Genomic DNA, 21,394 nt, shown 5'->3' with positions numbered 1-21,394 from the left:
ACATAGGTTTTATCCCCATTTATATTCATCGAATCAGGATACTTTGCTGTCGATAATCTGGTGATTAAGCAAGTTCCACCGCCATATTGGTCTAGTATTGGGTAACACGAGGTTAATAAGGCTTTTAATTTCAGATGTCACTATTCATTCATTGAAGGAGCAATAAAATGAAGAAACTTACCTTAGCTGCCGCCTTGGTTATGTTATGCAGCACCCCATTTGTCGCTCAAAGTGCAACAGCTACCGCGCAAGGTGGCTTTGATGGCCCAGCAACAACGCAAACTCAACCAGCCACTCAAGGTGGTTTTTCTGGCCCGAGTGCCAGCAATACAACGGTAGATAAAGTAAAAACCATGCGTGATGACGCCCGCGTCACCCTGCAAGGGAATATCATTGAGCGCCTGGGTCACGATACATATACTTTCCGCGACAGCACCGGCACTATCACGGTGGATATTGATAACAAACGCTGGAAAGGTCAAACCATCACTCCACAAGATAAAGTACAAATCGAAGGGAAAGTCGATAAAGACTGGAATTCTGTTGAAGTTGATGTAAAAAACATCATCAAGATTAAATAATTAAGCCGTGACTCCCGGGTGCTGTAGACATTCAGCACCCGTTATTTATCTTACTCTTGCACTCCTATTTCCCACTGCCTCTCCATCTCTATCCTGCTGAATATTTCACACAAAACACCATAAAAAACAAATATATTAAATTATACAACTACCACACTATGTTTATGAATTGTTTATTTCAACCACAGTAAAAATTTATTACAGTCCAGTTGGTCTGGAATTTACACCCGACAATACATAAAACAAAAAAATTATATATAATGAATAAGGAAAAATAAAAATGGAAAATAATCATCAGGTCGAAAAGGAAAATCCGGCAGCGGCGAAAATCATAAAAGGTAATTATGGAGATACAAATTTCAAAGTAAACTTAAGAGAAAGTCACTATGTTATTAGAGATCCCGGTGGTACTGATACGCTTACCTTTATAGATGCAAAAAAAGAAGATTTAGAGTACTCAGCTAAAGATGGTCGTATCTTCATCCGTGATAAAGCATCTAAAAATGTCGTCACTTTTGATGATATAGGCTATGCCGGCCGTAAGCAGAATATAGATAAAGCTTATGCTGAGTTTAATTTAACGACTCGTGGAAATAGAGTGAATAGTCACTATGAGAATGCACTAGATATAAATATTAACTATGAGCATAAGTCGTGGGATTTTAATAAAATGCATGGCTTTTATCAGAGAGGGTTAGTACCAGCAAGTTTACTTTCTAGATCAACCAATGACGTTATCAGTGCATTAAACGAAAAGATTAGAGTCGCTAAAGAAAATAATGATCAACAAGCTGTAAATGAGTTTACTGCGGAAAAAAACGCATTCTCTCACTATACGTCTCAGTTAATTAATTTAGACATCAATCATGGTGCTGTTATTGAAAAAATAAAAATTGGCGATACTACATATAATGCAAAGGATCTTTTAATTTCTCAACCATTAGGAAAATCACGTACCCATTCTGATCAGAATATTTCCGACATTGTTGATATAACTAAAGTCGAAAAACTTAGAGATAAAGTTAGCGACTATACTCTAGAGGAAATAGAAAAAGCAGAAAGTGATATTGAAGAAGCAAGAATGACTGCGTTTATTAATAATGAAAAATATTCACCAGACACAATGATAGAATATATGGCAGGATTCAAAGACCTCGGCCAAGAGTTAGGAATACAACGTATACCAAACTATTTCGACTTTCAGCCTATGCAGAATATAGCAATGCCAGCAGTACAGTAACATCAAATACCCACTTTCCCTCCAAGAACGAGGGAAAGTTTATTTTCTGTAATACAATCAATACTCTTGATCCACAATCAGCCGTTTGCCCAGCATAATGGTATCTTGTGTCTCGTAATCGAGCTTTTCATACATGCCAATCACTGCGTCATTATCTTCGCGCACCATGATATTCAGCTTCGGGCAGCCACGGGCGATAAGTTTCTTTTCTAACCGACTGATCAGCGCATTGGCAAAGCCACGACCACGGAAATCAGGGTGGACACCAAGATAATAAGCAGACCCACGATGACCGTCATAACCGCCCATAATAGAGCCGACAATCGCGCCACTGACTTCCGCCACTAAAAATAATTCGGGATCATGATTGAGCTTACGCTCAATATCCATTTCCGGATCATTCCATGGCCGCAGTAAGTCGCAATGCTCCCACAGCAGAATTACTTCTTCAAAATCGCCTTGTTGAAATACGCGGATTTCCATGGATATACGCACCCTTGAGTCAAATAGATATTTTGATTATTACGCAATATTATATCACGCAATAATAAAGTGATATTTGTTGCAGGTACAGCACGTAATAGAACCAGATAAATCTTGTCATGTTCGGCGTTAATCCACACGGAGAGTACAACAATGAGGATAAATCGGGGTATACTTGGCCCCTGAAAATTTCCAGGCCACTAGAACCCTTCTGATGAATTTACCCGATATCGCCCAAATCAAAACCTACCTGCTGGATCTGCAGGATAAAATCTGTGCCGCACTGAGCGAGGCTGATGGCAGCGCTGAGTTCACAGAAGAGAACTGGACCCGTGAAGAGGGCGGGGGCGGCCGCAGTCGGGTATTGATCAATGGGGCCGTATTCGAGCAAGCTGGCGTCAATTTTTCACATGTTTCTGGCGCCACGCTACCGGCATCTGCCACAGCACATCGCCCCGAATTGGCCGGTCGTAGTTTTCAGGCGCTTGGTGTATCGCTGGTTATTCATCCACTCAACCCCTATCTGCCTACCAGTCACGCCAATGTGCGTTTCTTCATTGCTGAAAAGCCCGGCGAAGATCCAGTGTGGTGGTTTGGTGGCGGCTTTGATTTAACCCCGTTCTATGGGTTTGAAGAAGATGCTATTCACTGGCATCAAACGGCCTGGCAATTGTGCCAGCCCTTTGGTGAACAAATTTATCCGCGCTATAAAAAATGGTGTGATGACTATTTTTATATCAAACATCGTCATGAAGCTCGTGGCATTGGTGGGCTGTTCTTTGATGATTTAAATAGCCCCGATTTTGATACCTGCTTTAATTTTGCGCGAGCCGTGGGTGAGGGGTTCCTTGATGCCTACTTGCCGATTGTAGCGCGACGCAAAATGTTGAGTTGGGGTGAGCGCGAGCGCCAGTTCCAACTTTATCGCCGTGGTCGTTATGTGGAGTTCAATCTGGTTTGGGACCGTGGCACCTTATTTGGCTTACAAACCGGCGGGCGTACTGAGTCTATTTTGATGTCACTGCCGCCATTGGTACGTTGGGAATATAATTATCAACCAGCTCCCGATAGCGCAGAAGCGGCACTGTACCGTGATTTTCTGCCTGTAAAAGATTGGTTAACCGCAGGAGAGCAACACTGATGCAAATTTGGGTTGATGCGGACGCCTGTCCGAATGTGATTAAAGAGGTGCTATTTCGTGCCGCAGATCGTACCGGTATGATGGTCACATTAGTGGCTAACCAGCCATTAAAAACGCCCCCTTCAAAATTTATCCGTACGTTACAGGTAGCTTCCGGGTTTGATGTTGCCGATAACGAAATTGTCCAGCGGGTAGAGAAAAATGATTTAGTTATCACCGCTGATATTCCACTGGCGGCAGAAGTGATTGAGAAAGGTGGCATCGCTCTTAATCCCCGTGGCGAGCGCTATACCCCAGATACAATTCGTGAGCGCCTCAATATGCGTGATTTTATGGATACCATGCGCGCCAGCGGCATTCAAACCGGTGGCCCTAATACCTTAAATCAGCGCGATCGCCAGCAATTTGCCAATGAATTGGATAAATGGTTACAGCAAGCCAGCAAAGCCCGCAGCTAAATTTTCTCTCAAAAGTAAAAAACCCGCACAAGGCGGGTTTGATTGGCAACACCTAAAAACAAATCGTTATAAAGGTTGGGTTTGTGCCTCCACCACCGCTAACGCCACCATATTCACGATGCGGCGCACTGAAGCAATCTGCGTCAGAATGTGGACTGGTTTCGCCACCCCCATCAGTACCGGCCCGACAGTTACCCCCTCGGAAGAGGTTACGCGCAGCAGGTTATAACTGATTCTCGCCGCTTCCATATTCGGCATAATCAGGATATTCGCAGCTCCTTTCAGTGGGCTGTCTGGCATCAAGTCATGGCGAATACTGGGAACAAGTGCTGCATCACCATGCATTTCACCGTCAATTTCTAGCTCCGGTGCCATCTGATTGACCAATTCCAATGTTCGGCGCATTTTACGTGCGGCTGGACAATCCGAGGAGCCAAAACTTGAATGTGATAATAATGCGACTTTTGGCTCGATCCCGAAGCGGCGTACGGTTTCAGCAGCCATTAAGGTAATTTCAGCCAATTGCTCTGGCGTTGGATCATCATTGACATAGGTGTCTGCGATAAAGGTATTGCCGCTTGGTAGCAGCAGCGCATTCATCGCCCCCGCCACATGCGCTCCTTCACGGAAACCGAACACTTTTTCAACCACATCATAATGTTCATGATAGCTACCGATAGTCCCACAAATCATCGCATCGGCTTCCCCGCGATGCACCATGATAGAACCTATCAGGGTTGGGTTGCCAATCACCGCGCGGCGGGCCTGTTCTTGTGAAACTCCTCGGCGTTTCATGATTTGATAATATTCGTGCCAATACTCATTAAAGCGCGGGTCAGACTCATTATTCACCACTTCAAAGTCTTTCCCGGCAGTAATGTGCAGGCCGAGTTTCTTCAGCCGCGTCTCAATCACGCTAGGGCGACCAATCAAAATAGGATAAGCCAGCCCCTGAGAGACCAGCTCTTGAGTCGCATGTAATACCCGCTCCTCCTCCCCTTCCGCCAATACCACCCGTTTCATCTCTTTCTTCGCCTGAGAGAAAATGGGTTTCATAAACAGATTGGTTTTATAGACGAACTCTGTCAGTTTCTCGATGTAAGCACTAAAGTCGGTAATCGGACGTGTGGCCACCCCTGAATCCATCGCCGCTTTTGCTACTGCCGGAGCAATTTTTACAATCAAGCGCGGGTCGAACGGCTTAGGAATAATATATTCTGGACCGAAGGACAGGTCTTGCTCACCATAAGCTGATGCCACGACATCGCTCTGTTCTGCCAAAGCCAAGTCAGCTATGGCATGTACGCAAGCCAGTTTCATCTCTTCATTAATAGTGGTGGCCCCCACGTCTAATGCGCCACGGAAAATAAACGGGAAGCACAGCACGTTGTTGACCTGATTCGGATAATCCGAGCGGCCAGTGCAGATAATCGCATCTGGACGGACGGCCTTTGCCAATGGCGGCAGGATTTCAGGTTCCGGGTTTGCCAGCGCCAAAATCAGCGGGCTAGCTGCCATGGTTTTCACCATATCTGGCGTTAATACACCCGGGCCGGAGCACCCCAGGAAGATATCGGCACCGGGAATAGCGTCACCCAAGGTGCGCTGACCATTATCTTTAATCGCGTAAGCCGCCTTGGTTTGTTCCATATTGGCTTCACGGTCTTGATAAATCACGCCTTTAGAATCACAGACAGTAATATTTTCGTGCTTTAACCCCAGCGCAACCAACAGATTCAAACAAGCAATAGATGCCGCGCCAGCCCCGGAAACGACCAGCTTCACATCACTGATATTTTTCTTCACCACTCGCAGGCCATTGAGCACCGCAGCAGTACAGATAATCGCCGTGCCATGTTGATCGTCGTGGAATACCGGGATCTTCATACGTTCACGCAATTTCTGTTCAATATAGAAACATTCCGGCGCTTTAATATCTTCCAGATTAATGCCGCCAAATGTCGGTTCTAACGAGGCGATAATATCAATCAGTTTGTCTGGGTTGTGCTCATCGACTTCAATATCGAATACATCAATGCCGGAGAATTTCTTAAACAGAACCCCCTTCCCCTCCATGACCGGTTTACCTGCCAACGCGCCAATATTCCCCAGCCCCAGCACTGCGGTGCCATTTGAAATAACCGCCACCAGATTACCACGCGCCGTGTATTTATAAGCTGCCAAAGGATCAGCAGCAATTTCCAGACAAGGGGCAGCAACACCCGGAGAATATGCCAGCGCCAAATCCCGTTGGGTCGCTAGCGGTTTAGTTGGCGATACCTGAATTTTTCCGGGGGTTGGATATTGGTGAAAATCAAGCGCGCTCTGTTTTAATTGTTCGTCCATCGTAGGTTCCCTTTGATTTTATGCTTTGAGGTGGAACGACCAGTATAGTGAGTGATTTATCACAATCTATGAAGCAGGGCATACTCTGCATAACATTTTTGCAGCAATAGGGGGATTTAATTATCAAAAAGGGAAAATGGACAACAACAGGGAATGAAATGCCGCTCAAATAGCGGCAATAGACTTCGGAAAAAAGCTAGTTAAACCAATGATGAATTTGAGCGTACTGTAAAAGCATAATAGTTTTGCCATCTTTAATTCGGCCATCCGTAATCATCGCAATGGCGTCAGCAAAAGGCAGTTCAACCACCTCAATCACTTCATCTTCCACACCAACATCATCGGTGACTTTTTGCTCTGGATGATATTCCGCAGCAAAGAAATGGATAATTTCAGTCACTCCGCCCGGAGACATATAAGCTTCGAACAGCTTCTGTACCTTATCAACCTGATATCCCGTCTCTTCTACAGCTTCACGGCGAATACACTCTTCTGGCGAATCGTTATCCAGCAAACCGGCACAAGCCTCCAGTAACATCCCGTCAGGATTCCCATTCACATAGGTTGGCATGCGGAATTGCCGGGTGAGCACCACCGTACCTTTGTCGCGGTTATACAGCAGAATAGTCGCACCGTTACCTCGGTCATATACTTCGCGAATTTGTTGTACCGAGGTGCCATTATCCGATTTTAAATCAAAGGTATATTTGTATAACTTAAACCAGTTTTTAGATAACAATTGGCTGTGAATATTTTCGATTTTGACTGACATAGGGCCTTCTTTATCTGGCTAATAATAATTAGCGAATGGCATCAAATAATTTTTGGTGACGGCGATTATTAGCCAGTTTAGCTAGCTCATGATCATCAAGAGCATCCATTATTTGCTCATAAAGCTTTGCGGGTACGCAATAGAAGGCGGGCTGATTGCGGTTGAGAATCGCAACAGGAAATCCGGCCCCCGCATTGACGGTTGCCATTGGGTTCTTTTTCAATTCACTGACACTTGCGCTAATGTCCGTCAAAATTATGCTTGGCATAAATTACCTAAAAAGACCTGTTAACAGGTCTAATTATGAGAAGAACAATCCAATATTGCAATAAAAAACGCCCTGCCAACATCGTGTCGACAGGGCGTTTGATTCAGGTGAGCGAGCGCAGCTAACACCGCTGCGGCACCAAGAACTAAGGATAAATCCAACGTCATGGGTGTTGCAGCAAGGCAGCAAGCAAGCTCATCCCAATGAGCTGACTCAAGTCAGTGATTCGGGTGAGCGAGCGCAGCTAACACCGCTGCGGCGCCAAGAACTAAGGATAAATCCAACGTCATGGGTGTTGCAGCAAGGCAGCCAGCAAACTCATCCCGATGAGCTGACTCAAGTCAGTGATTCGGGTGAGCGAGCGCAGCTAACACCGCTGCGGCGCCAAGGACGAAGGATTTTAGAAACCGGTTGGAACATCCTTCATATCCGGCAACTTATGCGCAATACCTTTATGGCAATCAATACAGGTTTTGCCTTCGGCAATGGCGGTGTTGTGCATTTTGGCTGCGACGGTTTTTTGGGCGGTGAAGTCCATGTTGTCGAAATTATGGCAGTTGCGGCATTCTTGCGAACCGTTGGCTTTCATCCGCGCCCACTCATTTTCAGCCATTGTTAGGCGATGGGCCTCAAATTTCTGCGGCGTATCAATCAGCCCAAAGGTTTTGGCATATAACTCTTTACTGGCTTTGATTTTACGCACCATTTTCGGCCCCCACTCATGGGGAACATGGCAATCAGGGCAAGTTGCTTTCACGCCACTGCGGTTGCTGTAGTGGATGGTGCCCATATATTCCTGATAAACATTGTCTTTCATTTCATGGCAGCTAATACAGAATTTTTCGGTATTGGCCATCTCCATGCCGGTATTAAAACCGCCCCAGAAAATGATGCCACTGACAAAGCCAATGAGCAGTAAAGTCCCGAGCGCCAGTCGACTAGGCCGACGCCACCACTGCCATATCCGTCGAATAACACCGGGTTTTTTAGTCTCGTTCATGTTTTATTCTCACAATAGCTATCTCGCTTATTGACCAAAGCCAGGAGCTGGCTGGAAGCTGTTCCCGACAATGGGTGCCGCGTCGGTTTGTGGCACATGGCATTGCAAGCAGAAATAGCGGCGCGGAGACACTTCACTCGATACTTTGCCGTCGCGGTCAATAAAGTGAGTCGGACTGACGCGCGGCGCACCGGTGGTACGGTAATGTTCAACACCATGGCATTGCAGGCAGCGATTGGTATTTTTGCTGATCTGATAGCCATCTACGCTGTGTGGAATAAGCGGTGGTTGGTTAACATAGTTGAGAGCCATCCGTTGTTGCTGTTTTGGCATTTTCACCTTGCCTTCCGCTGTAGCAGAGACTTCTGGTGATTGACTTAAATCCATCTCGACATTGCTGGCCGCATTAACCACACCGGCCATCACCAATACCGCCAGTAGCGATATGATGGATAAAAATCGGCGGTTTAATGATTTAAAAATCTGGTTATTCATTATTTTCTCCTGAAAGACACCGTCTTTTCCTGAGCATCCCTGGATAATTTCTATAGAGACTGGCAAAGCCCGCCCCGTAGGGCAGGCTCCCGAATTACGCGACTACCCGAGCCAATTTCACTGCACATTTCTTGAAGTCAGTTTCTTTGGATAAAGGATCGGTGGCATCCAGCGTCAGGTTATTGACCAACTGGGCCGCATCGAAGAATGGCATATACACCAGACCTTGCGGCGGACGGTTACGGCCCCGAGTTTCCACCAGCGAGATAACTTCACCACGGCGTGAAATCACCTTCACTTTGTCACCACGTCGTAAATCGCGGGCTTTGGCATCCAGTGGATGAATGAATAACACCGCTTCCGGGAAAGCACGATGTAGCTCAGGAACTCGGCGCGTCATTGAGCCGGTATGCCAATGCTCCAGCACACGCCCAGTAGAGAGCCACAGGTCATACTCCTCATCCGGGCTTTCAGCGGCAGGTTCGTATGGCAACGCAAAAATCACCGCTTTGCCATCCGGTTTGCCATAAAAGCGCACGTCTTCACCTTTCGGCACGAAGGGATCAAAACCTTCGCGGTAGCGCCAGAGCGTCTCTTTACCATTGACGACTGGCCAGCGTAGGCCGCGCTCTTGATGATAAACATCGAAAGGTGCCAGATCATGGCCATGACCGCGGCCAAAATCGGCATACTCTTCAAACAGACCTTTTTGAATGTAGAAACCAAAATCACGAGCTTCATCGTTCAATTGATCTGCTGGGATTTCACTGAGTGGATATTTGTTCACCACGTTATTGGCAAACAGCACGTCATACAGCGTTTTACCGCGGTACTCTGGTTTTTTATCTACCAACTCGGCAGGCCATACCTCTTCAACTTTGAAGCGTTTGGCGAACTCCACCATCTGCCATAAGTCAGATTTAGCTTCACCTGGTGCAGGAACTTGCTGACGCCAGAATTGAGTGCGACGTTCAGCATTACCATAAGCCCCCTCTTTCTCGACCCACATTGCGGTTGGCAAGATAAGGTCAGCGGCCAGCGCGCTGACTGTTGGGTAGGGATCGGAAACCACAATAAAGTTACGCGGGTCACGCCAGCCCGGCATACGCTCTTCATTGATATTTGGCCCGGCCTGCATGTTGTTATTACACATCACCCAATAAGCGTTAAGTGTGCCATCTTTCAGCGCCCGGTCTTGTGCCACAGCATGTAAACCGACTTTCTCTGGGATTGTACCTGCGGGCAGTTGCCACTTGGTTTCGGCTATCTGGCGATGTTTTTCGTTGGTGACCACCATGTCTGCTGGCAGACGATGAGAGAAAGTCCCCACTTCACGTGCAGTCCCACAAGCGGAAGGTTGACCGGTCAAAGAGAAAGGCCCAGAGCCGGGCTTAGAAATTTTGCCCGTTAACAGGTGCAGGTTGTAGCACATGTTATTGGCCCAAACTCCACGGGTATGCTGGTTGAAGCCCATGGTCCAGTAGGAAACCAATTTAACGTTTGGATCAGCGTACAGCTGTGCCAATGACTCCAGCTGGTCTTCCGGCACCCCGCTCATTTTGGCGGTTTTTTCCAGCGTGTACTCGGCAACAAAAGTTTTGAAATCATCAAAACTCATTGGCTCAGAGGCATCACTACCGGGGTTTTTGGCTGCTTTTTCCAGTGGATGAGTTGGCCGTAGACCATAGCCAATATCGGTTGCGCCACGGCGGAAATTCACATGGCGGTCAAGGAAGCCCTGATCAACCGCATTATTTTGAATAATGTAGTTGGCAATGTAATTCATGATGACCAGATCAGTCTGAGGGGTAAAGACAATCGGGTTATCTGCCAACTCAAAGCTGCGGTGTTCAAACGTGGAGAGCACGGCAATTCTGACATTGTCATTGGTCAGACGACGGCTCGTCATACGTGACCACAAGATAGGGTGCATCTCCGCCATATTGGAGCCCCAGAGCACAAAGGCATCTGCTTCTTCAATATCATCGTAACACCCCATTGGTTCATCCATACCAAAGGTACGCATAAAGCCCACAACCGAAGACGCCATGCAATGACGTGCATTCGGATCGAGGTTATTCGAACGGAAGCCTGCTTTGAGTAGTTTTGATGCGGCATACCCTTCCCACACCGTCCACTGACCTGAGCCGAACATCCCCACGGCGGTCGGGCCTTTTTCTTTCAGGGCATTTTTGAATTTCAGCTCCATGATATCAAAGGCTTTCTCCCAACTTATTGGAGTAAAATCACCTTCTTTATCATATTGACCGTCTTTCATTCGCAGCAGAGGTTGTGTCAGGCGGTCTTTGCCGTACATGATTTTAGGCAGGAAATAGCCTTTTACGCAGTTCAACCCACGGTTGACCGGTGAATCCGGGTCACCTTGTGATGCCACGATACGGCCATTTTGCGTCCCGACGAGGACACCACAGCCAGTACCACAGAATCGGCAAGGTGCTTTATCCCATTTTATTGCATTTGTTGTCTCGCCCACGGCAGCCTTGGCGACAGTGGGTATGGTCAATCCGGCTGCGGCTGCCGCAGCAACTGCGGCATTGGCCTTCATAAAATCCCGGCGACTGAGTTTCATGGCATTTCCTCACCTTGCTGATCCTGCTGGTGATACACCAGCGATACAGCCAGCACACCATCCAGATTACGTGCTGACTCAATATAATTCAGGAGCACGTCTGAGCGCGCCGCCTGCATAACCACCACCAACTTACCCAAAGCGGCATCACTGGTCGGTATTTCTGTTCCCGGAATCGCTAGCAAGCTGTCGGTTAGCTGCGCAATGCGCGCAGGTTTGGCCTGCACTACCAATCCACAGACATGCCACTCTTTATCGTCCATCTTCACTCCGGGTGAGGGTTACTGCCTGAACGGGACAACTGGGTACACAGGCACCGCAGCCGGTACAGGCAGGAAGGTCTAATTCGGGCTGAGCAATACCATTCAGACGTGGACGAAATCTAATCGCCCTAGTTTCACAACTGTCCTGACAACTGCGACATTCAATATTGTGAAAAGGTAAACAGCGGTCCGAGATGTTAATTTTAAGTGACCAAGCAGCCAGATCCGTCGAGGTAAAAACACCCGCTTTACAGACCTGCACACAGGCTTGGCAAAAAGTGCACTCAGCACGTTGGAAATCTATTTCGGGGAATCCACCACTACCTGCCACCAATACGCCGGTTTCACAGGCAGCAACACAGTCATGGCAACGAGTACAACCGGCTATAAAATCAGCTTCTAAGACCGACCAAGGGGGGCGGGTCGCTGTGGGTTGCTGTTTACCCGCTTGCCAAAAACCAGTCAGCAATTTACGCCGTGATAAATCAGTCATGCTGATATCCTTAACATCTGCTGGCGCGCCCGCGAGTAGCTATGAAGACTGTTCACTTAAGTCCAAATATTTATATCGGACTAATGGTAATGATTATTGTTTATATAATAGGAGAATTTCCCCAGTGTTTGTGTATTAGATACAGAATAATGAGTAATAAAATAATTACTCTTTAGGGTTAATCGGGGGGAGATATTGAGCAAGATCAATTAATTTAGTGGTTATTAGCGAGTTTTCTCACTGTTAAATCTATTTGCGTTATTACATTTTTTATATAACGATTTGCTTAATGAGAATCGCTATCAAAAGAAAACCGTCATTTGATAATTATTTCCTCAGATAAAGTGGTGCGGTGGAATGACTTCGCCCTGAATTTAACACAACCACACTTCCTTTTCGCGGGTATAAATAGAGATCTGTCGGGAACCCTTTTATACTACGCAAGAGAATTACAGCAAGAAATCAGTGAGACTACGGTACACTTTGATCGTGGTTTAACTAACTATGATGGATAAAATGGTCTGCCAAATTAACGGCCCTAAATAATCCACGTTCAACAGCCAGACATTTAATGCTATCGGTTACAGGGACATTACTTATCATGACCAAAAGTCACACTATCATGATCGTTGACGATCATCCCCTAATGCGCCGTGGTATTAGGCAGTTACTTGAGCTGGATAGCAACTTTGACGTTGTTGCTGAAGCCAACTGTGGTAGCGATGCCATTACCAAAGCGGCGGAATGTCAGCCAGATGTCATTCTGCTCGATTTGAATATGAAAGGCATGACCGGGCTGGACACCTTGAAAGCTTTGCGTGACAAAGATATTGATGCGCGAATCATTGTTCTAACCGTTTCTGATGCGCGCAGTGATGTGTACGCCATGATAGACGCAGGCGCCGACGGATATCTGCTCAAAGACAGCGAACCGGAAATATTGCTGGAAAATATCCGCCATGCTGCAAAAGGTGAAAAAGTATTCAGTGAAGAGGTCGCGCAGTATTTATCTTCTCGTCACGAACAGGTAAACCCATTTGCTGAATTAACCGAACGCGAATTAGATGTACTGCAAGAAGTCGCGCGTGGGATGTCCAATAAACAAGTCGCCTTTGAGTTACACATTTCGGAAGAAACCGTAAAAGTGCACATCCGTAATTTATTACGTAAGCTGAATGTGCGTTCACGTGTAGCAGCAACTATCATGTTTTTGGAAAATAAAAAATATTAAAACCCGTACTGTTATTTAATGGCTGGCGAACTATTTGGTTGTTCAATAGCCGCTAAAATAAGATTATGGTTATCGTATACCCATCTTTTATTTAATGGCCCCCAGCCCTCCAACTGGTAAAAACCGGCATTATTGCGCGCCCCTTGCTGCACAAATGTCAGTGTGACTCCCAAACCCGGTAGCGCTTTCAACACATCTTGAATTGTTCGCCGCGGCCAGCCGGTCAATTCCATCAAACGCGGCACATTGAGCGAATCATCACCACGGCTGATTAACCAACAAAGATAGAGACGGCGGGCAAATACCGGATTGAGTTCCATAACACTTTCCTCAGTTGAATCACTACTCATTAGTCTATACCTAAAGCCATTGAAGTTGCAGTTAGCCCCCAACAAGCTCAAGTCCGAAAAGGGTATTTGATGCCTGCCAAAATACCGCTTTACCACTCTTTTCTCTATTGATGTGAATTAACTCGGTTATATCGATGTTTTTTACAGGTTCTCCTTATTTTCTTCACGTTTTATGCCGCATTCCCGCGTAAAGTGCACAGTGGATTCTGCTGTATCTAATTTTGATCTTTCTTTATAGAGGCTGGCACTGCATGGCAAACTTTTTCATCGACCGCCCGATTTTTGCTTGGGTCTTGGCGATAATTTTGTGTCTTACTGGCGCATTAGCAATCTCAACCTTGCCTGTTGAGCAATATCCAAATCTGGCGCCACCCAATGTGCGCATCAGTGCCTCATACCCCGGAGCCTCAGCACAAACACTGGAAAACACCGTCACACAGGTCATCGAACAAAGTATGACGGGCTTGGATAATCTGCTGTATATGTCATCACAAAGCAGTAACTCTGGCAGTGCATCCATCACCCTGACTTTTCAGGCCGGTACTAACCCTAATGAAGCGATGCAGCAGGTTCAGAATCAATTGCAATCTGCTATTAAAAAGCTCCCCCAAGATGTGCAGCAGCAAGGCGTTTCAGTCTCTAAATCGGGCGATAACACGTTGATGATGGTGGCATTTGTTTCCACCGACGGCAGCATGGATAAACAAGATATTGCCGACTATGTCGCCAGTAATTTACAAGACCCTCTTAGCCGTATTGAGGGGGTGGGTAGCATTGATGCTTTTGGTTCGCAATATGCCATGCGTATCTGGCTGGACCCCAATAAACTCAATAATTACCAACTGACTACGCAGGATGTTGTCACCGCGATCCAATCACAGAATAGCCAGATAGCGGTGGGGCAATTAGGCGGAACCCCCTCTGTAGATAACCAGGCACTGAATGCCACCATTAATGCTCAAGCACAATTACAAACACCAGAGCAATTCCGGGAAATCACGCTGCGTGTCAATCAGGATGGGTCGCTGGTCACTTTGGGAGATGTCGCCAAAATTGAGATGGGGGCAGAGAAGTATGACTATCTGAGCCGTTTTAATGGGCAAGCGGCATCCGGTATGAGCATCAAACTGGCATCAGGCGCCAATGAGCTACAAACTGATGAATTGGTTAAAGCGCGTATTGCCGAGTTAACCCCTTTCTTTCCGCATGGCCTTGAAGCCAAAATTGCTTATGAAACCACCCCTTTTGTTAAAGCCTCCATCAAGGACGTGGTCAAAACACTGCTGGAAGCCATCCTATTGGTTTTCCTGGTGATGTATCTGTTTTTACAAAACTTCCGTGCCACGTTGATCCCGACGATTGCCGTCCCGGTCGTGCTATTAGGGACTTTCGCAATACTGTCGGCATTCGGTTTTAGTATCAATACACTCACCATGTTCGCCATCGTGTTGGCCATCGGCCTATTAGTTGACGATGCTATCGTGGTGGTGGAAAACGTTGAGCGCGTGATGAGTGAGGAAGGGCTTGATCCGCGCGAGGCTACCCGTAAATCTATGGGGCAAATTCAAGGTGCTCTGGTGGGTATTGCACTAGTACTGTCAGCCGTATTCATCCCCATGGCTTTCTTCGGAGGAACGACCGGGGCTATTTATCGCCAGTTCTCTATCACTATTGTGTCAGCCATGGTGCTCTCCGTATTAGTCGCGCTGATTCTCACCCCTGCACTGTGCGCTACCATGCTAAAGCCCATCAAACCGGGGCATCATCACGCCAAGCGCGGTTTCTTTGGCTGGTTTAACCGCATGTTTGACCGCAGTGCCCACCGCTACGAGCGGGGGGTTGCTCGTGTTTTACACCACAGTTTACGCTATATGCTGCTGTATTTATTGCTCTTGGGTGGATTGGCGCTGCTGTTCATCAAGCTGCCGACCTCTTTCTTGCCCTTAGAAGACCGAGGCGTCTTTATGGCACAAGTGCAACTTCCTGTCGGATCAACGCAGCAACAGACGCTGAAAGTGGTCGAGAAGGTGGAGAACTACTTTCTGACAGAAGAAAAAAATAATGTTCTGTCGGTATTTTCAACGGTAGGTTCCGGCCCCGGTGGTAATGGACAAAACGTAGCGCGCTTGTTCATTCGGCTGGCGGATTGGGATCAACGCACAGACAGCGACGACTCCTCTTTTGCGATTATTGAACGCGCCACCAAGGTCTTTAATAAAATAGCCGAGGCGCGAGTGTCCGTCAGTAGCCCGCCCGCCATTTCAGGTTTGGGTGGCTCATCCGGTTTTGATATGGAATTACAAGATCACGGCGGTTTAGGCCACGATAAATTAATGGCAGCCCGCGACCAATTATTGCAAATGGCATCCAAAGACCCAGCGCTCACCCGAGTACGACATAATGGGTTGGATGATAGCCCACAATTGCAGATCGATATTGATCAACGCAAAGCACAGGCGCTAGGGGTGTCATTGGATGATATTAATAACACGCTCAAAACCGCGTGGGGTTCAACTTACGTCAATGACTTTGTAGATCGTGGCCGAGTGAAGAAAGTTTATGTTCAATCAGAAGCCACCGCCCGCATGTTGCCGGAAGACGTCAATAAATGGTTTGTGCGCAATAAAAGCGGCGGCATGGTGCCTTTCTCTGCATTTTCGACCACGCGTTGGGAATATGGCTCACCACGGCTGGAGCGCTATAACGGCTATTCCGCGCTGGAAATCGTTGGCGAGGCTGCTCCGGGAGTCAGTACCGGTACTGCCATGAATGTGATGGAAAATTTGGTCAAACAGTTGCCAAATGGCTTCGGGCTGGAGTGGACAGGAATGTCTTATCAAGAGCGGCTATCCGGTTCACAGGCTCCTGCCCTATACGCAATTTCGCTGTTGGTGGTGTTCTTATGTCTGGCAGCATTGTATGAGAGTTGGTCAATCCCCTTCTCTGTGATGCTGGTTGTCCCCCTTGGGGTCATTGGGGCGGTTGCCGCAACCTGGATGCGCGGCCTGGAAAATGACGTTTATTTCCAAGTGGGGTTGTTGACTATCATCGGGCTATCGGCCAAAAACGCCATCTTGATTGTCGAGTTTGCCAGTGAGTTAAATAATAGGGGCAAAGATCTGGTGGAGGCGACACTGGAAGCCTCTCGTCAGCGCTTAAGGCCCATTCTGATGACGTCACTGGCATTTATCTTTGGTGTATTGCCAATGGCCATCAGCCAAGGAGCGGGTTCTGGCAGCCAGCATGCCGTCGGTACAGGTGTGATGGGTGGCATGATTTCCGCGACGGTATTGGCCATTTTCTTTGTGCCTTTGTTCTTTGTCTTGGTGCGCCGCCGCTTCCCTGGCCGACCACCACGCGCTAAAGAGCAAAAATAAGCAGCTTACAACGGTATTGGAGCGGTAACTTATCCCTTGCGGCTCCAAGAATGAAGGGCATAAAAAAGGCAGACACCTTAATTGGTCTCTGCCTTTCTGCGAGCGATAACTCGCCCCTGGTATATCGATAAAACAACAAAAAGATAATTATTCTTACTGCTGGTTTATTCGCTTATGCCTTACGCAGCATAGCATCGATAAACTCTTTCCACGTGCTTAACTCAAATTCAACCATAACATCCTCTCTAATTATCGCGATCAATTATACGCCTATTTTTTGAACAGTCAAAACGGAAGGCAGGCTTATGCCATCGCGAAAATGAGATCTATCGCTGATATATTGAAATTGACCGACTTACGGAGTAGCGTGCTGAGATATACGAGGGTAAACGCCATTTCTGACATAATCCGTTGTTGGCAAAATGCAGAGCAAAACCATGAAACACTCCATTGATTCGCTAAAAGAACTGGGCCGTTATGATGATGCGGTGGCCATGGCGCAAAATTTACTGCGCAGCTCACCTGACAACCCCAGTCTGCTGTATAAAATTGCCTCTCTTTATGATGTGCAAGGGTTGGAACTGCAAGCTATCCCTTTCTATCGTGCTGCTATTGAGCACCATTTGGCGGGTATTGAGCTACAGGAAGCCTATCTAGGGCTGGGCAGTACTTACCGATCTCTGGGGTTATATCAGGCGTCATTAGACACATTTGACGCGGCATTAGCTCATTTCCCACAGGCGAAAGAGATAACCTTATTTCGGGCGATGACCTTATACAATCTAGGTGAAACCAAAGAGGCAGTCGCTGCATTATTGATATTGCTGGCTGACACCTCAAATCATCAAGAAATCAGCCTCTACCAAAAAGCGATTCGCCAATACGCTGCTGACCTTGACCGTATAAGCTAATCCTTCAGACGGCAGATGTACGTTTAGCGGCTCATCTGCTCATAGCTGTCTGGATTCAAACCCCATTTTCCCGCATTATGGGCAAATAGCTCGGCCAGCCTTATCAGTGGCTGGCCTGATTTGCCATTCTAGCCGAGAGACTATTTTTCCATGTCAGATAATCCAGCAACCCCATCATTGCGCCTTTATGGCATTAAAAATTGTGACACCATAAAAAAGGCCCGCCGCTGGCTGGAAGAACAAGGTATCGCCTATCAGTTTCACGATTACCGTGCAGATGGATTGAGTGACGCGCACCTACAACGTTTTATCGATAAGCTGGGTTGGGAACCACTGCTCAATACTCGCGGCACCACTTGGCGGAAATTGCCGCAAGATCAGCGTGATGCAATTACCGATGCACAAGCTGCCAAAGTCCTGATGTTAGAGCAGCCCGCGATAATCAAACGCCCGCTGTTAGAAGCCACGAATGGCGAGATGCTACTCGGCTTCAATATTGAAAGTTACCAAGACTTTATACATAACCAAACCGCTATTGAGGTGCAATAACATGTTCTGTCCGGTAATCGAACTGGCCCAACAACTGATTAAACGCCCGTCACTTAGCCCTGACGATGCGGGCTGCCAAGAGATCATGATTCAGCGCCTGGAAGCTATCGGCTTTACCGTCGAACCCATGAATTTTGGCGACACCCTCAATTTCTGGGCATGGCGCGGCGAAGGGGAAACACTGGCGTTTGCTGGTCATACTGACGTAGTACCTACCGGTGATGAAAAACAGTGGACCACTCCCCCTTTTGAACCCACCATTCGCGACGGTATGCTCTACGGTCGAGGGGCTGCCGACATGAAAGGTTCACTGGCTGCTATGGTCGTTGCTGCTGAACGTTTTGTTGCCGCACACCCCGACCATAAAGGCCGATTGGCATTTATGATTACCTCCGACGAAGAAGCCAGAGCGATTAACGGAACCGTGAAAGTCGTTAACGCCCTGATGGCACGTAATGAGCGGCTGGATTATTGTCTGGTTGGCGAACCATCAAGTACTGAGCGTGTCGGTGATGTCGTCAAAAATGGCCGTCGTGGTTCAATTACCGCTAACTTGCATATCCACGGTATTCAAGGACATGTGGCCTATCCTCATCTGGCAGATAACCCGGTTCACCGTGCGATGCCAGCCCTCAATGAGCTGGTGGCAACCCAATGGGATGAAGGCAACGAGTTCTTCCCTGCAACCAGCATGCAAATCGCAAACCTGCATGCCGGTACTGGTAGCAATAACGTGATTCCCGGCGAGTTCTATGTTCAGTTCAACTTCCGCTTCAGCACTGAGTTGACCGACAGCATGATCAAGCAGCGGGTTGAAGCATTATTGGAACGTCATCAACTCAATTATACTTTGGAGTGGGTGCTGTCCGGCCAACCGTTCCTGACTGCACGCGGCGCATTGGTGGATGCCGTAGTTAACGCCGTTGAGCATTACGCTGAAATAACACCGCAGTTATTAACCACCGGTGGCACTTCAGATGGTCGTTTTATCGCCTTAATGGGAGCACAAGTGGTTGAACTTGGCCCGGTCAATGCCACCATCCATAAAGTGAATGAATGCGTCCACGCCGCTGATTTACAGCTACTCAGCAGGATGTATCAGAGAATCATGGAGCAACTTATCGCATGATAACCCCGCAGATGCTAACCGGGCGCTCAACAGACCATTTGGTGGTATTGACGGGTAACCACCGGATGCAGCCTGAAGCGGTGGCCGCTTTTCTGTCCATGCAACAGGCAGCAAAAGTGGCGGGTTTTAATTTGCAACCTGCCAGCACTTTTCGTGATTTTGACCGCCAATTAGCTATCTGGAATGGTAAATTTCGCGGCGAGCGACCAGTATTAGATAAAGACAGCCAACCAATAGACGTTTCTCAACTTGACGCTGCGGCGCGTTGTGAAGCCATTTTGCGCTGGTCAGCACTACCGGGAGCCAGCCGCCACCATTGGGGCAGTGATTTGGATATTTATGACCCATCACTGTTACCTGCGGAGGCAAAACTCCAACTGGAGCCGTGGGAATATTTGTCAGGTGGCTATTTTTACCCGCTAACCCAATGGCTTGATACCCATATGGATGAGTTTGGTTTTTACCGGCCCTTCAATGAAGACACCGGCGGTGTCGCGGCAGAACCTTGGCATCTGAGTTATCGCCCTCTGGCAAAAACAGCAGAACATTTATTGACCCCAGCAATTCTGCTGGAAGCCTGGCAGTCACAGGATGTGGCAGGCAGTGAGTGGCTTACCCGCCATTTACCTATGATATTTTCACGCTTTATAGGAAATAAACCATGCATTGGCTAGCAGATTACTGGTGGATAGTCCTTATCCTTCTGGTGGGCATTATTTTAAACGGCATCAAAGAGTTACGCCGACTTGACCATAAGAAGTTTTTAAGCAATAAGCCGGAGTTACCCCCACACCGTGATAATAATGCACAGTGGGACGACGACGACGATTGGCCGGATAAAGACAAGAAAAAGTAAGTAGGCGACGTAAAGCGAAGGGGCCACCCTTCGCTAACACTCATTACTTCTCTGCAATATCCTGATGCAGTCGGGCAATAGCGCGTTCCAACATCGGTTGATTAATGCCATGCCCAGTATTGGCATCTAAATCCAGCGTTGCCTGATTGCCTAATGCCATTAAACTGCTGACTGCGGCTTTGGCATGCTCAACCCGGATGACCCCATCCAGCTCTCCGTGAATCAGATGAATCGCCACATCCGTGATTGGCCGTTGCGGCAGAGTGGCGAAACGGCCGCTAAATCCGATAACTTGCCCTGCTAATTGAGGCTGTGCTTTCACCCCCTCCAAGGACATGATTGTCCCTTGCGAGAAGCCCACTAACGTCGTTTGCTGTGCACTCAGGCCACTTTGCTGCTGCCAATGATGCACAGTGGCAATGAATTGCGGCATCACTTCATCAACACGCCCTTGACGGCCTTCTTCAGTGATTCCTTGTACTGAAAACCACTGCCGACCACTGCCCATGCCACTGGCAAAAGGCCCATCAATACTAACCACCAGCGCCTGAGGAAAAGCTTGTGCAAAGTGACTCCCTACCGGAGCCATTCCAGCCGCGCTATCGCCAACCCCATGAAACAATAAAATTAATTGTTCTGGTTTTGTCGGTTGCTGCACCACGATATTCTTCTGACTCATTACTGGGCCTTTTATGGTTAAGTGTCAATAAAGTGACTATACGCTGTTGGTTTGGTAGGGATATTAGGTTTTATTGATGAAGTTGGTGGGAATTATTGATGATCAGTTTTGATGAGCATGGTGTTGATGAGCATGGTATTGGTTTCGGTTGATATCGGTTCAGATGATCCGGTTAGGTTGAC

Annotated in this window: 22 protein-coding genes; 11 read left to right on the top strand and 11 right to left on the bottom strand. The window is 47.5% G+C overall.

Going from position 1 to position 21,394, the window contains the following annotated elements:
* Positions 1-167 precede the first annotated feature (167 nt).
* Positions 168-581: a YgiW/YdeI family stress tolerance OB fold protein gene (locus tag ACIOG0_RS05990; protein ID WP_050101798.1), complete on the top strand. Its 414-nt coding sequence runs from the start codon at positions 168-170 to the stop codon at positions 579-581.
* A 280-nt stretch (positions 582-861) separates the two neighbouring features.
* Complete coding sequence (locus tag ACIOG0_RS05985) at positions 862-1,821, top strand: hypothetical protein (protein WP_128451398.1); 960 nt, start codon at positions 862-864, stop codon at positions 1,819-1,821.
* A gap of 57 nt (positions 1,822-1,878) precedes the next feature.
* Here ACIOG0_RS05985 and ACIOG0_RS05980 read toward each other — a convergent pair whose 3' ends face one another.
* Positions 1,879-2,304 (bottom strand): GNAT family acetyltransferase, encoded by a 426-nt coding sequence (locus ACIOG0_RS05980; RefSeq protein WP_050101795.1) that lies wholly within the window; start codon positions 2,302-2,304, stop codon positions 1,879-1,881.
* Positions 2,305-2,518: 214 nt separating this feature from the next.
* Between ACIOG0_RS05980 and hemF the strand changes: the two genes are divergently transcribed.
* Both hemF and ACIOG0_RS05970 read left to right on the top strand, forming a co-directional pair.
* Positions 2,519-3,445, top strand: a complete 927-nt coding sequence (hemF, locus tag ACIOG0_RS05975) for an oxygen-dependent coproporphyrinogen oxidase (RefSeq protein ID WP_050101793.1) — start codon at positions 2,519-2,521, stop codon at positions 3,443-3,445.
* Positions 3,445-3,903 carry a YaiI/YqxD family protein gene (locus ACIOG0_RS05970; RefSeq protein WP_050101791.1) on the top strand — a complete coding sequence of 153 codons (459 nt, stop codon included), beginning with the start codon at positions 3,445-3,447 and terminating at the stop codon, positions 3,901-3,903. Before hemF ends, ACIOG0_RS05970 begins: the two co-directional genes overlap by 1 nt.
* Before the next feature lie 66 nt (positions 3,904-3,969).
* Here ACIOG0_RS05970 and maeB read toward each other — a convergent pair whose 3' ends face one another.
* From maeB to napF, 8 genes are all read right to left on the bottom strand, one after another.
* Positions 3,970-6,249, bottom strand: a complete 2,280-nt coding sequence (maeB, locus tag ACIOG0_RS05965; protein ID WP_050101789.1) for an NADP-dependent oxaloacetate-decarboxylating malate dehydrogenase — start codon at positions 6,247-6,249, stop codon at positions 3,970-3,972.
* A 196-nt stretch (positions 6,250-6,445) separates the two neighbouring features.
* Positions 6,446-7,021 carry a GDP-mannose pyrophosphatase NudK gene (nudK, locus tag ACIOG0_RS05960; protein WP_050101787.1) on the bottom strand — a complete coding sequence of 192 codons (576 nt, stop codon included), beginning with the start codon at positions 7,019-7,021 and terminating at the stop codon, positions 6,446-6,448.
* A 28-nt stretch (positions 7,022-7,049) separates the two neighbouring features.
* Positions 7,050-7,289 (bottom strand): type II toxin-antitoxin system Phd/YefM family antitoxin, encoded by a 240-nt coding sequence (locus tag ACIOG0_RS05955; RefSeq protein ID WP_050140691.1) that lies wholly within the window; start codon positions 7,287-7,289, stop codon positions 7,050-7,052.
* 400 nt (positions 7,290-7,689) lie between these two features.
* On the bottom strand, positions 7,690-8,289 hold the full coding sequence (napC, locus tag ACIOG0_RS05950) for a cytochrome c-type protein NapC (RefSeq protein WP_050101442.1): 600 nt from the start codon (positions 8,287-8,289) through the stop codon (positions 7,690-7,692).
* A gap of 27 nt (positions 8,290-8,316) precedes the next feature.
* Positions 8,317-8,784 (bottom strand): nitrate reductase cytochrome c-type subunit, encoded by a 468-nt coding sequence (gene napB, locus ACIOG0_RS05945; protein ID WP_050101441.1) that lies wholly within the window; start codon positions 8,782-8,784, stop codon positions 8,317-8,319.
* Between the two features lie 94 nt (positions 8,785-8,878).
* On the bottom strand, positions 8,879-11,374 hold the full coding sequence (napA, locus tag ACIOG0_RS05940) for a nitrate reductase catalytic subunit NapA (protein WP_050101440.1): 2,496 nt from the start codon (positions 11,372-11,374) through the stop codon (positions 8,879-8,881).
* Positions 11,371-11,637 (bottom strand): chaperone NapD, encoded by a 267-nt coding sequence (gene napD / locus ACIOG0_RS05935; protein ID WP_050101439.1) that lies wholly within the window; start codon positions 11,635-11,637, stop codon positions 11,371-11,373. The genes napA and napD overlap by 4 nt, the downstream gene beginning before the upstream one ends.
* Positions 11,627-12,130: a ferredoxin-type protein NapF gene (gene napF, locus ACIOG0_RS05930; protein WP_050101438.1), complete on the bottom strand. Its 504-nt coding sequence runs from the start codon at positions 12,128-12,130 to the stop codon at positions 11,627-11,629. The genes napD and napF overlap by 11 nt, the downstream gene beginning before the upstream one ends.
* A 601-nt stretch (positions 12,131-12,731) precedes the next feature.
* On the opposite strand from napF, the gene narL reads away from it, so the two are divergent.
* Positions 12,732-13,361: a two-component system response regulator NarL gene (narL, locus tag ACIOG0_RS05925; protein WP_050101437.1), complete on the top strand. Its 630-nt coding sequence runs from the start codon at positions 12,732-12,734 to the stop codon at positions 13,359-13,361.
* An 11-nt stretch (positions 13,362-13,372) separates the two neighbouring features.
* On the opposite strand, the gene ACIOG0_RS05920 is transcribed toward narL, so the two are convergent.
* Complete coding sequence (locus ACIOG0_RS05920; protein ID WP_050101436.1) at positions 13,373-13,681, bottom strand: helix-turn-helix domain-containing protein; 309 nt, start codon at positions 13,679-13,681, stop codon at positions 13,373-13,375.
* Positions 13,682-13,962: 281 nt separating this feature from the next.
* On the opposite strand from ACIOG0_RS05920, the gene acrD reads away from it, so the two are divergent.
* The 6 genes from acrD (at position 13,963) to ACIOG0_RS05890 (ending at position 20,533) form a co-directional block, all read left to right on the top strand.
* Positions 13,963-17,088 (top strand): multidrug efflux RND transporter permease AcrD, encoded by a 3,126-nt coding sequence (gene acrD / locus ACIOG0_RS05915; protein WP_050140689.1) that lies wholly within the window; start codon positions 13,963-13,965, stop codon positions 17,086-17,088.
* 437 nt (positions 17,089-17,525) lie between these two features.
* A complete protein-coding gene (locus ACIOG0_RS05910; RefSeq protein ID WP_050101434.1) occupies positions 17,526-17,999 on the top strand; it encodes a tetratricopeptide repeat protein in 474 nt (157 codons plus the stop codon).
* Between the two features lie 150 nt (positions 18,000-18,149).
* Complete coding sequence (locus tag ACIOG0_RS05905) at positions 18,150-18,548, top strand: ArsC family reductase (RefSeq protein ID WP_050101433.1); 399 nt, start codon at positions 18,150-18,152, stop codon at positions 18,546-18,548.
* 1 nt (position 18,549) lies between these two features.
* Positions 18,550-19,677: a succinyl-diaminopimelate desuccinylase gene (gene dapE / locus ACIOG0_RS05900; RefSeq protein ID WP_050101432.1), complete on the top strand. Its 1,128-nt coding sequence runs from the start codon at positions 18,550-18,552 to the stop codon at positions 19,675-19,677.
* 11 nt (positions 19,678-19,688) lie between these two features.
* Entirely contained in the window at positions 19,689-20,351 is a 663-nt protein-coding gene (locus ACIOG0_RS05895; protein ID WP_174846830.1) for a M15 family metallopeptidase, read from the top strand.
* Entirely contained in the window at positions 20,339-20,533 is a 195-nt protein-coding gene (locus tag ACIOG0_RS05890; protein WP_050101430.1) for a YpfN family protein, read from the top strand. Before ACIOG0_RS05895 ends, ACIOG0_RS05890 begins: the two co-directional genes overlap by 13 nt.
* A 43-nt stretch (positions 20,534-20,576) precedes the next feature.
* Here the strand turns inward: ACIOG0_RS05890 and ypfH are convergent, their stop codons facing one another.
* Positions 20,577-21,212: an esterase gene (gene ypfH / locus ACIOG0_RS05885; RefSeq protein ID WP_128451394.1), complete on the bottom strand. Its 636-nt coding sequence runs from the start codon at positions 21,210-21,212 to the stop codon at positions 20,577-20,579.
* Positions 21,213-21,394: the final 182 nt, after the last annotated feature.

The sequence above is a fragment of the Yersinia vastinensis genome (assembly GCF_044905075.1).
Taxonomy (GTDB): domain Bacteria; phylum Pseudomonadota; class Gammaproteobacteria; order Enterobacterales; family Enterobacteriaceae; genus Yersinia; species Yersinia vastinensis.
This window is presented reverse-complemented; position numbering and strand designations above follow the sequence as displayed.

Coding starts and splice junctions, on each gene's coding strand:
- nudK (WP_050101787.1), bottom strand. CDS start 7,021: ATGTCAGTCAAAATCGAAAATATTCACAGCCAATTGTTATCTAAAAAC.
- ACIOG0_RS05890 (WP_050101430.1), top strand. CDS start 20,339: ATGCATTGGCTAGCAGATTACTGGTGGATAGTCCTTATCCTTCTGGTG.
- acrD (WP_050140689.1), top strand. CDS start 13,963: ATGGCAAACTTTTTCATCGACCGCCCGATTTTTGCTTGGGTCTTGGCG.
- ACIOG0_RS05905 (WP_050101433.1), top strand. CDS start 18,150: ATGTCAGATAATCCAGCAACCCCATCATTGCGCCTTTATGGCATTAAA.
- napF (WP_050101438.1), bottom strand. CDS start 12,130: ATGACTGATTTATCACGGCGTAAATTGCTGACTGGTTTTTGGCAAGCG.
- narL (WP_050101437.1), top strand. CDS start 12,732: ATGACCAAAAGTCACACTATCATGATCGTTGACGATCATCCCCTAATG.
- dapE (WP_050101432.1), top strand. CDS start 18,550: ATGTTCTGTCCGGTAATCGAACTGGCCCAACAACTGATTAAACGCCCG.
- ACIOG0_RS05920 (WP_050101436.1), bottom strand. CDS start 13,681: ATGGAACTCAATCCGGTATTTGCCCGCCGTCTCTATCTTTGTTGGTTA.
- ACIOG0_RS05980 (WP_050101795.1), bottom strand. CDS start 2,304: ATGGAAATCCGCGTATTTCAACAAGGCGATTTTGAAGAAGTAATTCTG.
- ACIOG0_RS05985 (WP_128451398.1), top strand. CDS start 862: ATGGAAAATAATCATCAGGTCGAAAAGGAAAATCCGGCAGCGGCGAAA.
- ACIOG0_RS05895 (WP_174846830.1), top strand. CDS start 19,689: ATGCTAACCGGGCGCTCAACAGACCATTTGGTGGTATTGACGGGTAAC.
- ACIOG0_RS05910 (WP_050101434.1), top strand. CDS start 17,526: ATGAAACACTCCATTGATTCGCTAAAAGAACTGGGCCGTTATGATGAT.
- maeB (WP_050101789.1), bottom strand. CDS start 6,249: ATGGACGAACAATTAAAACAGAGCGCGCTTGATTTTCACCAATATCCA.
- napB (WP_050101441.1), bottom strand. CDS start 8,784: ATGAATAACCAGATTTTTAAATCATTAAACCGCCGATTTTTATCCATC.
- ACIOG0_RS05955 (WP_050140691.1), bottom strand. CDS start 7,289: ATGCCAAGCATAATTTTGACGGACATTAGCGCAAGTGTCAGTGAATTG.
- hemF (WP_050101793.1), top strand. CDS start 2,519: ATGAATTTACCCGATATCGCCCAAATCAAAACCTACCTGCTGGATCTG.
- ACIOG0_RS05990 (WP_050101798.1), top strand. CDS start 168: ATGAAGAAACTTACCTTAGCTGCCGCCTTGGTTATGTTATGCAGCACC.
- napC (WP_050101442.1), bottom strand. CDS start 8,289: ATGAACGAGACTAAAAAACCCGGTGTTATTCGACGGATATGGCAGTGG.
- ypfH (WP_128451394.1), bottom strand. CDS start 21,212: ATGAGTCAGAAGAATATCGTGGTGCAGCAACCGACAAAACCAGAACAA.
- napA (WP_050101440.1), bottom strand. CDS start 11,374: ATGAAACTCAGTCGCCGGGATTTTATGAAGGCCAATGCCGCAGTTGCT.
- napD (WP_050101439.1), bottom strand. CDS start 11,637: ATGGACGATAAAGAGTGGCATGTCTGTGGATTGGTAGTGCAGGCCAAA.
- ACIOG0_RS05970 (WP_050101791.1), top strand. CDS start 3,445: ATGCAAATTTGGGTTGATGCGGACGCCTGTCCGAATGTGATTAAAGAG.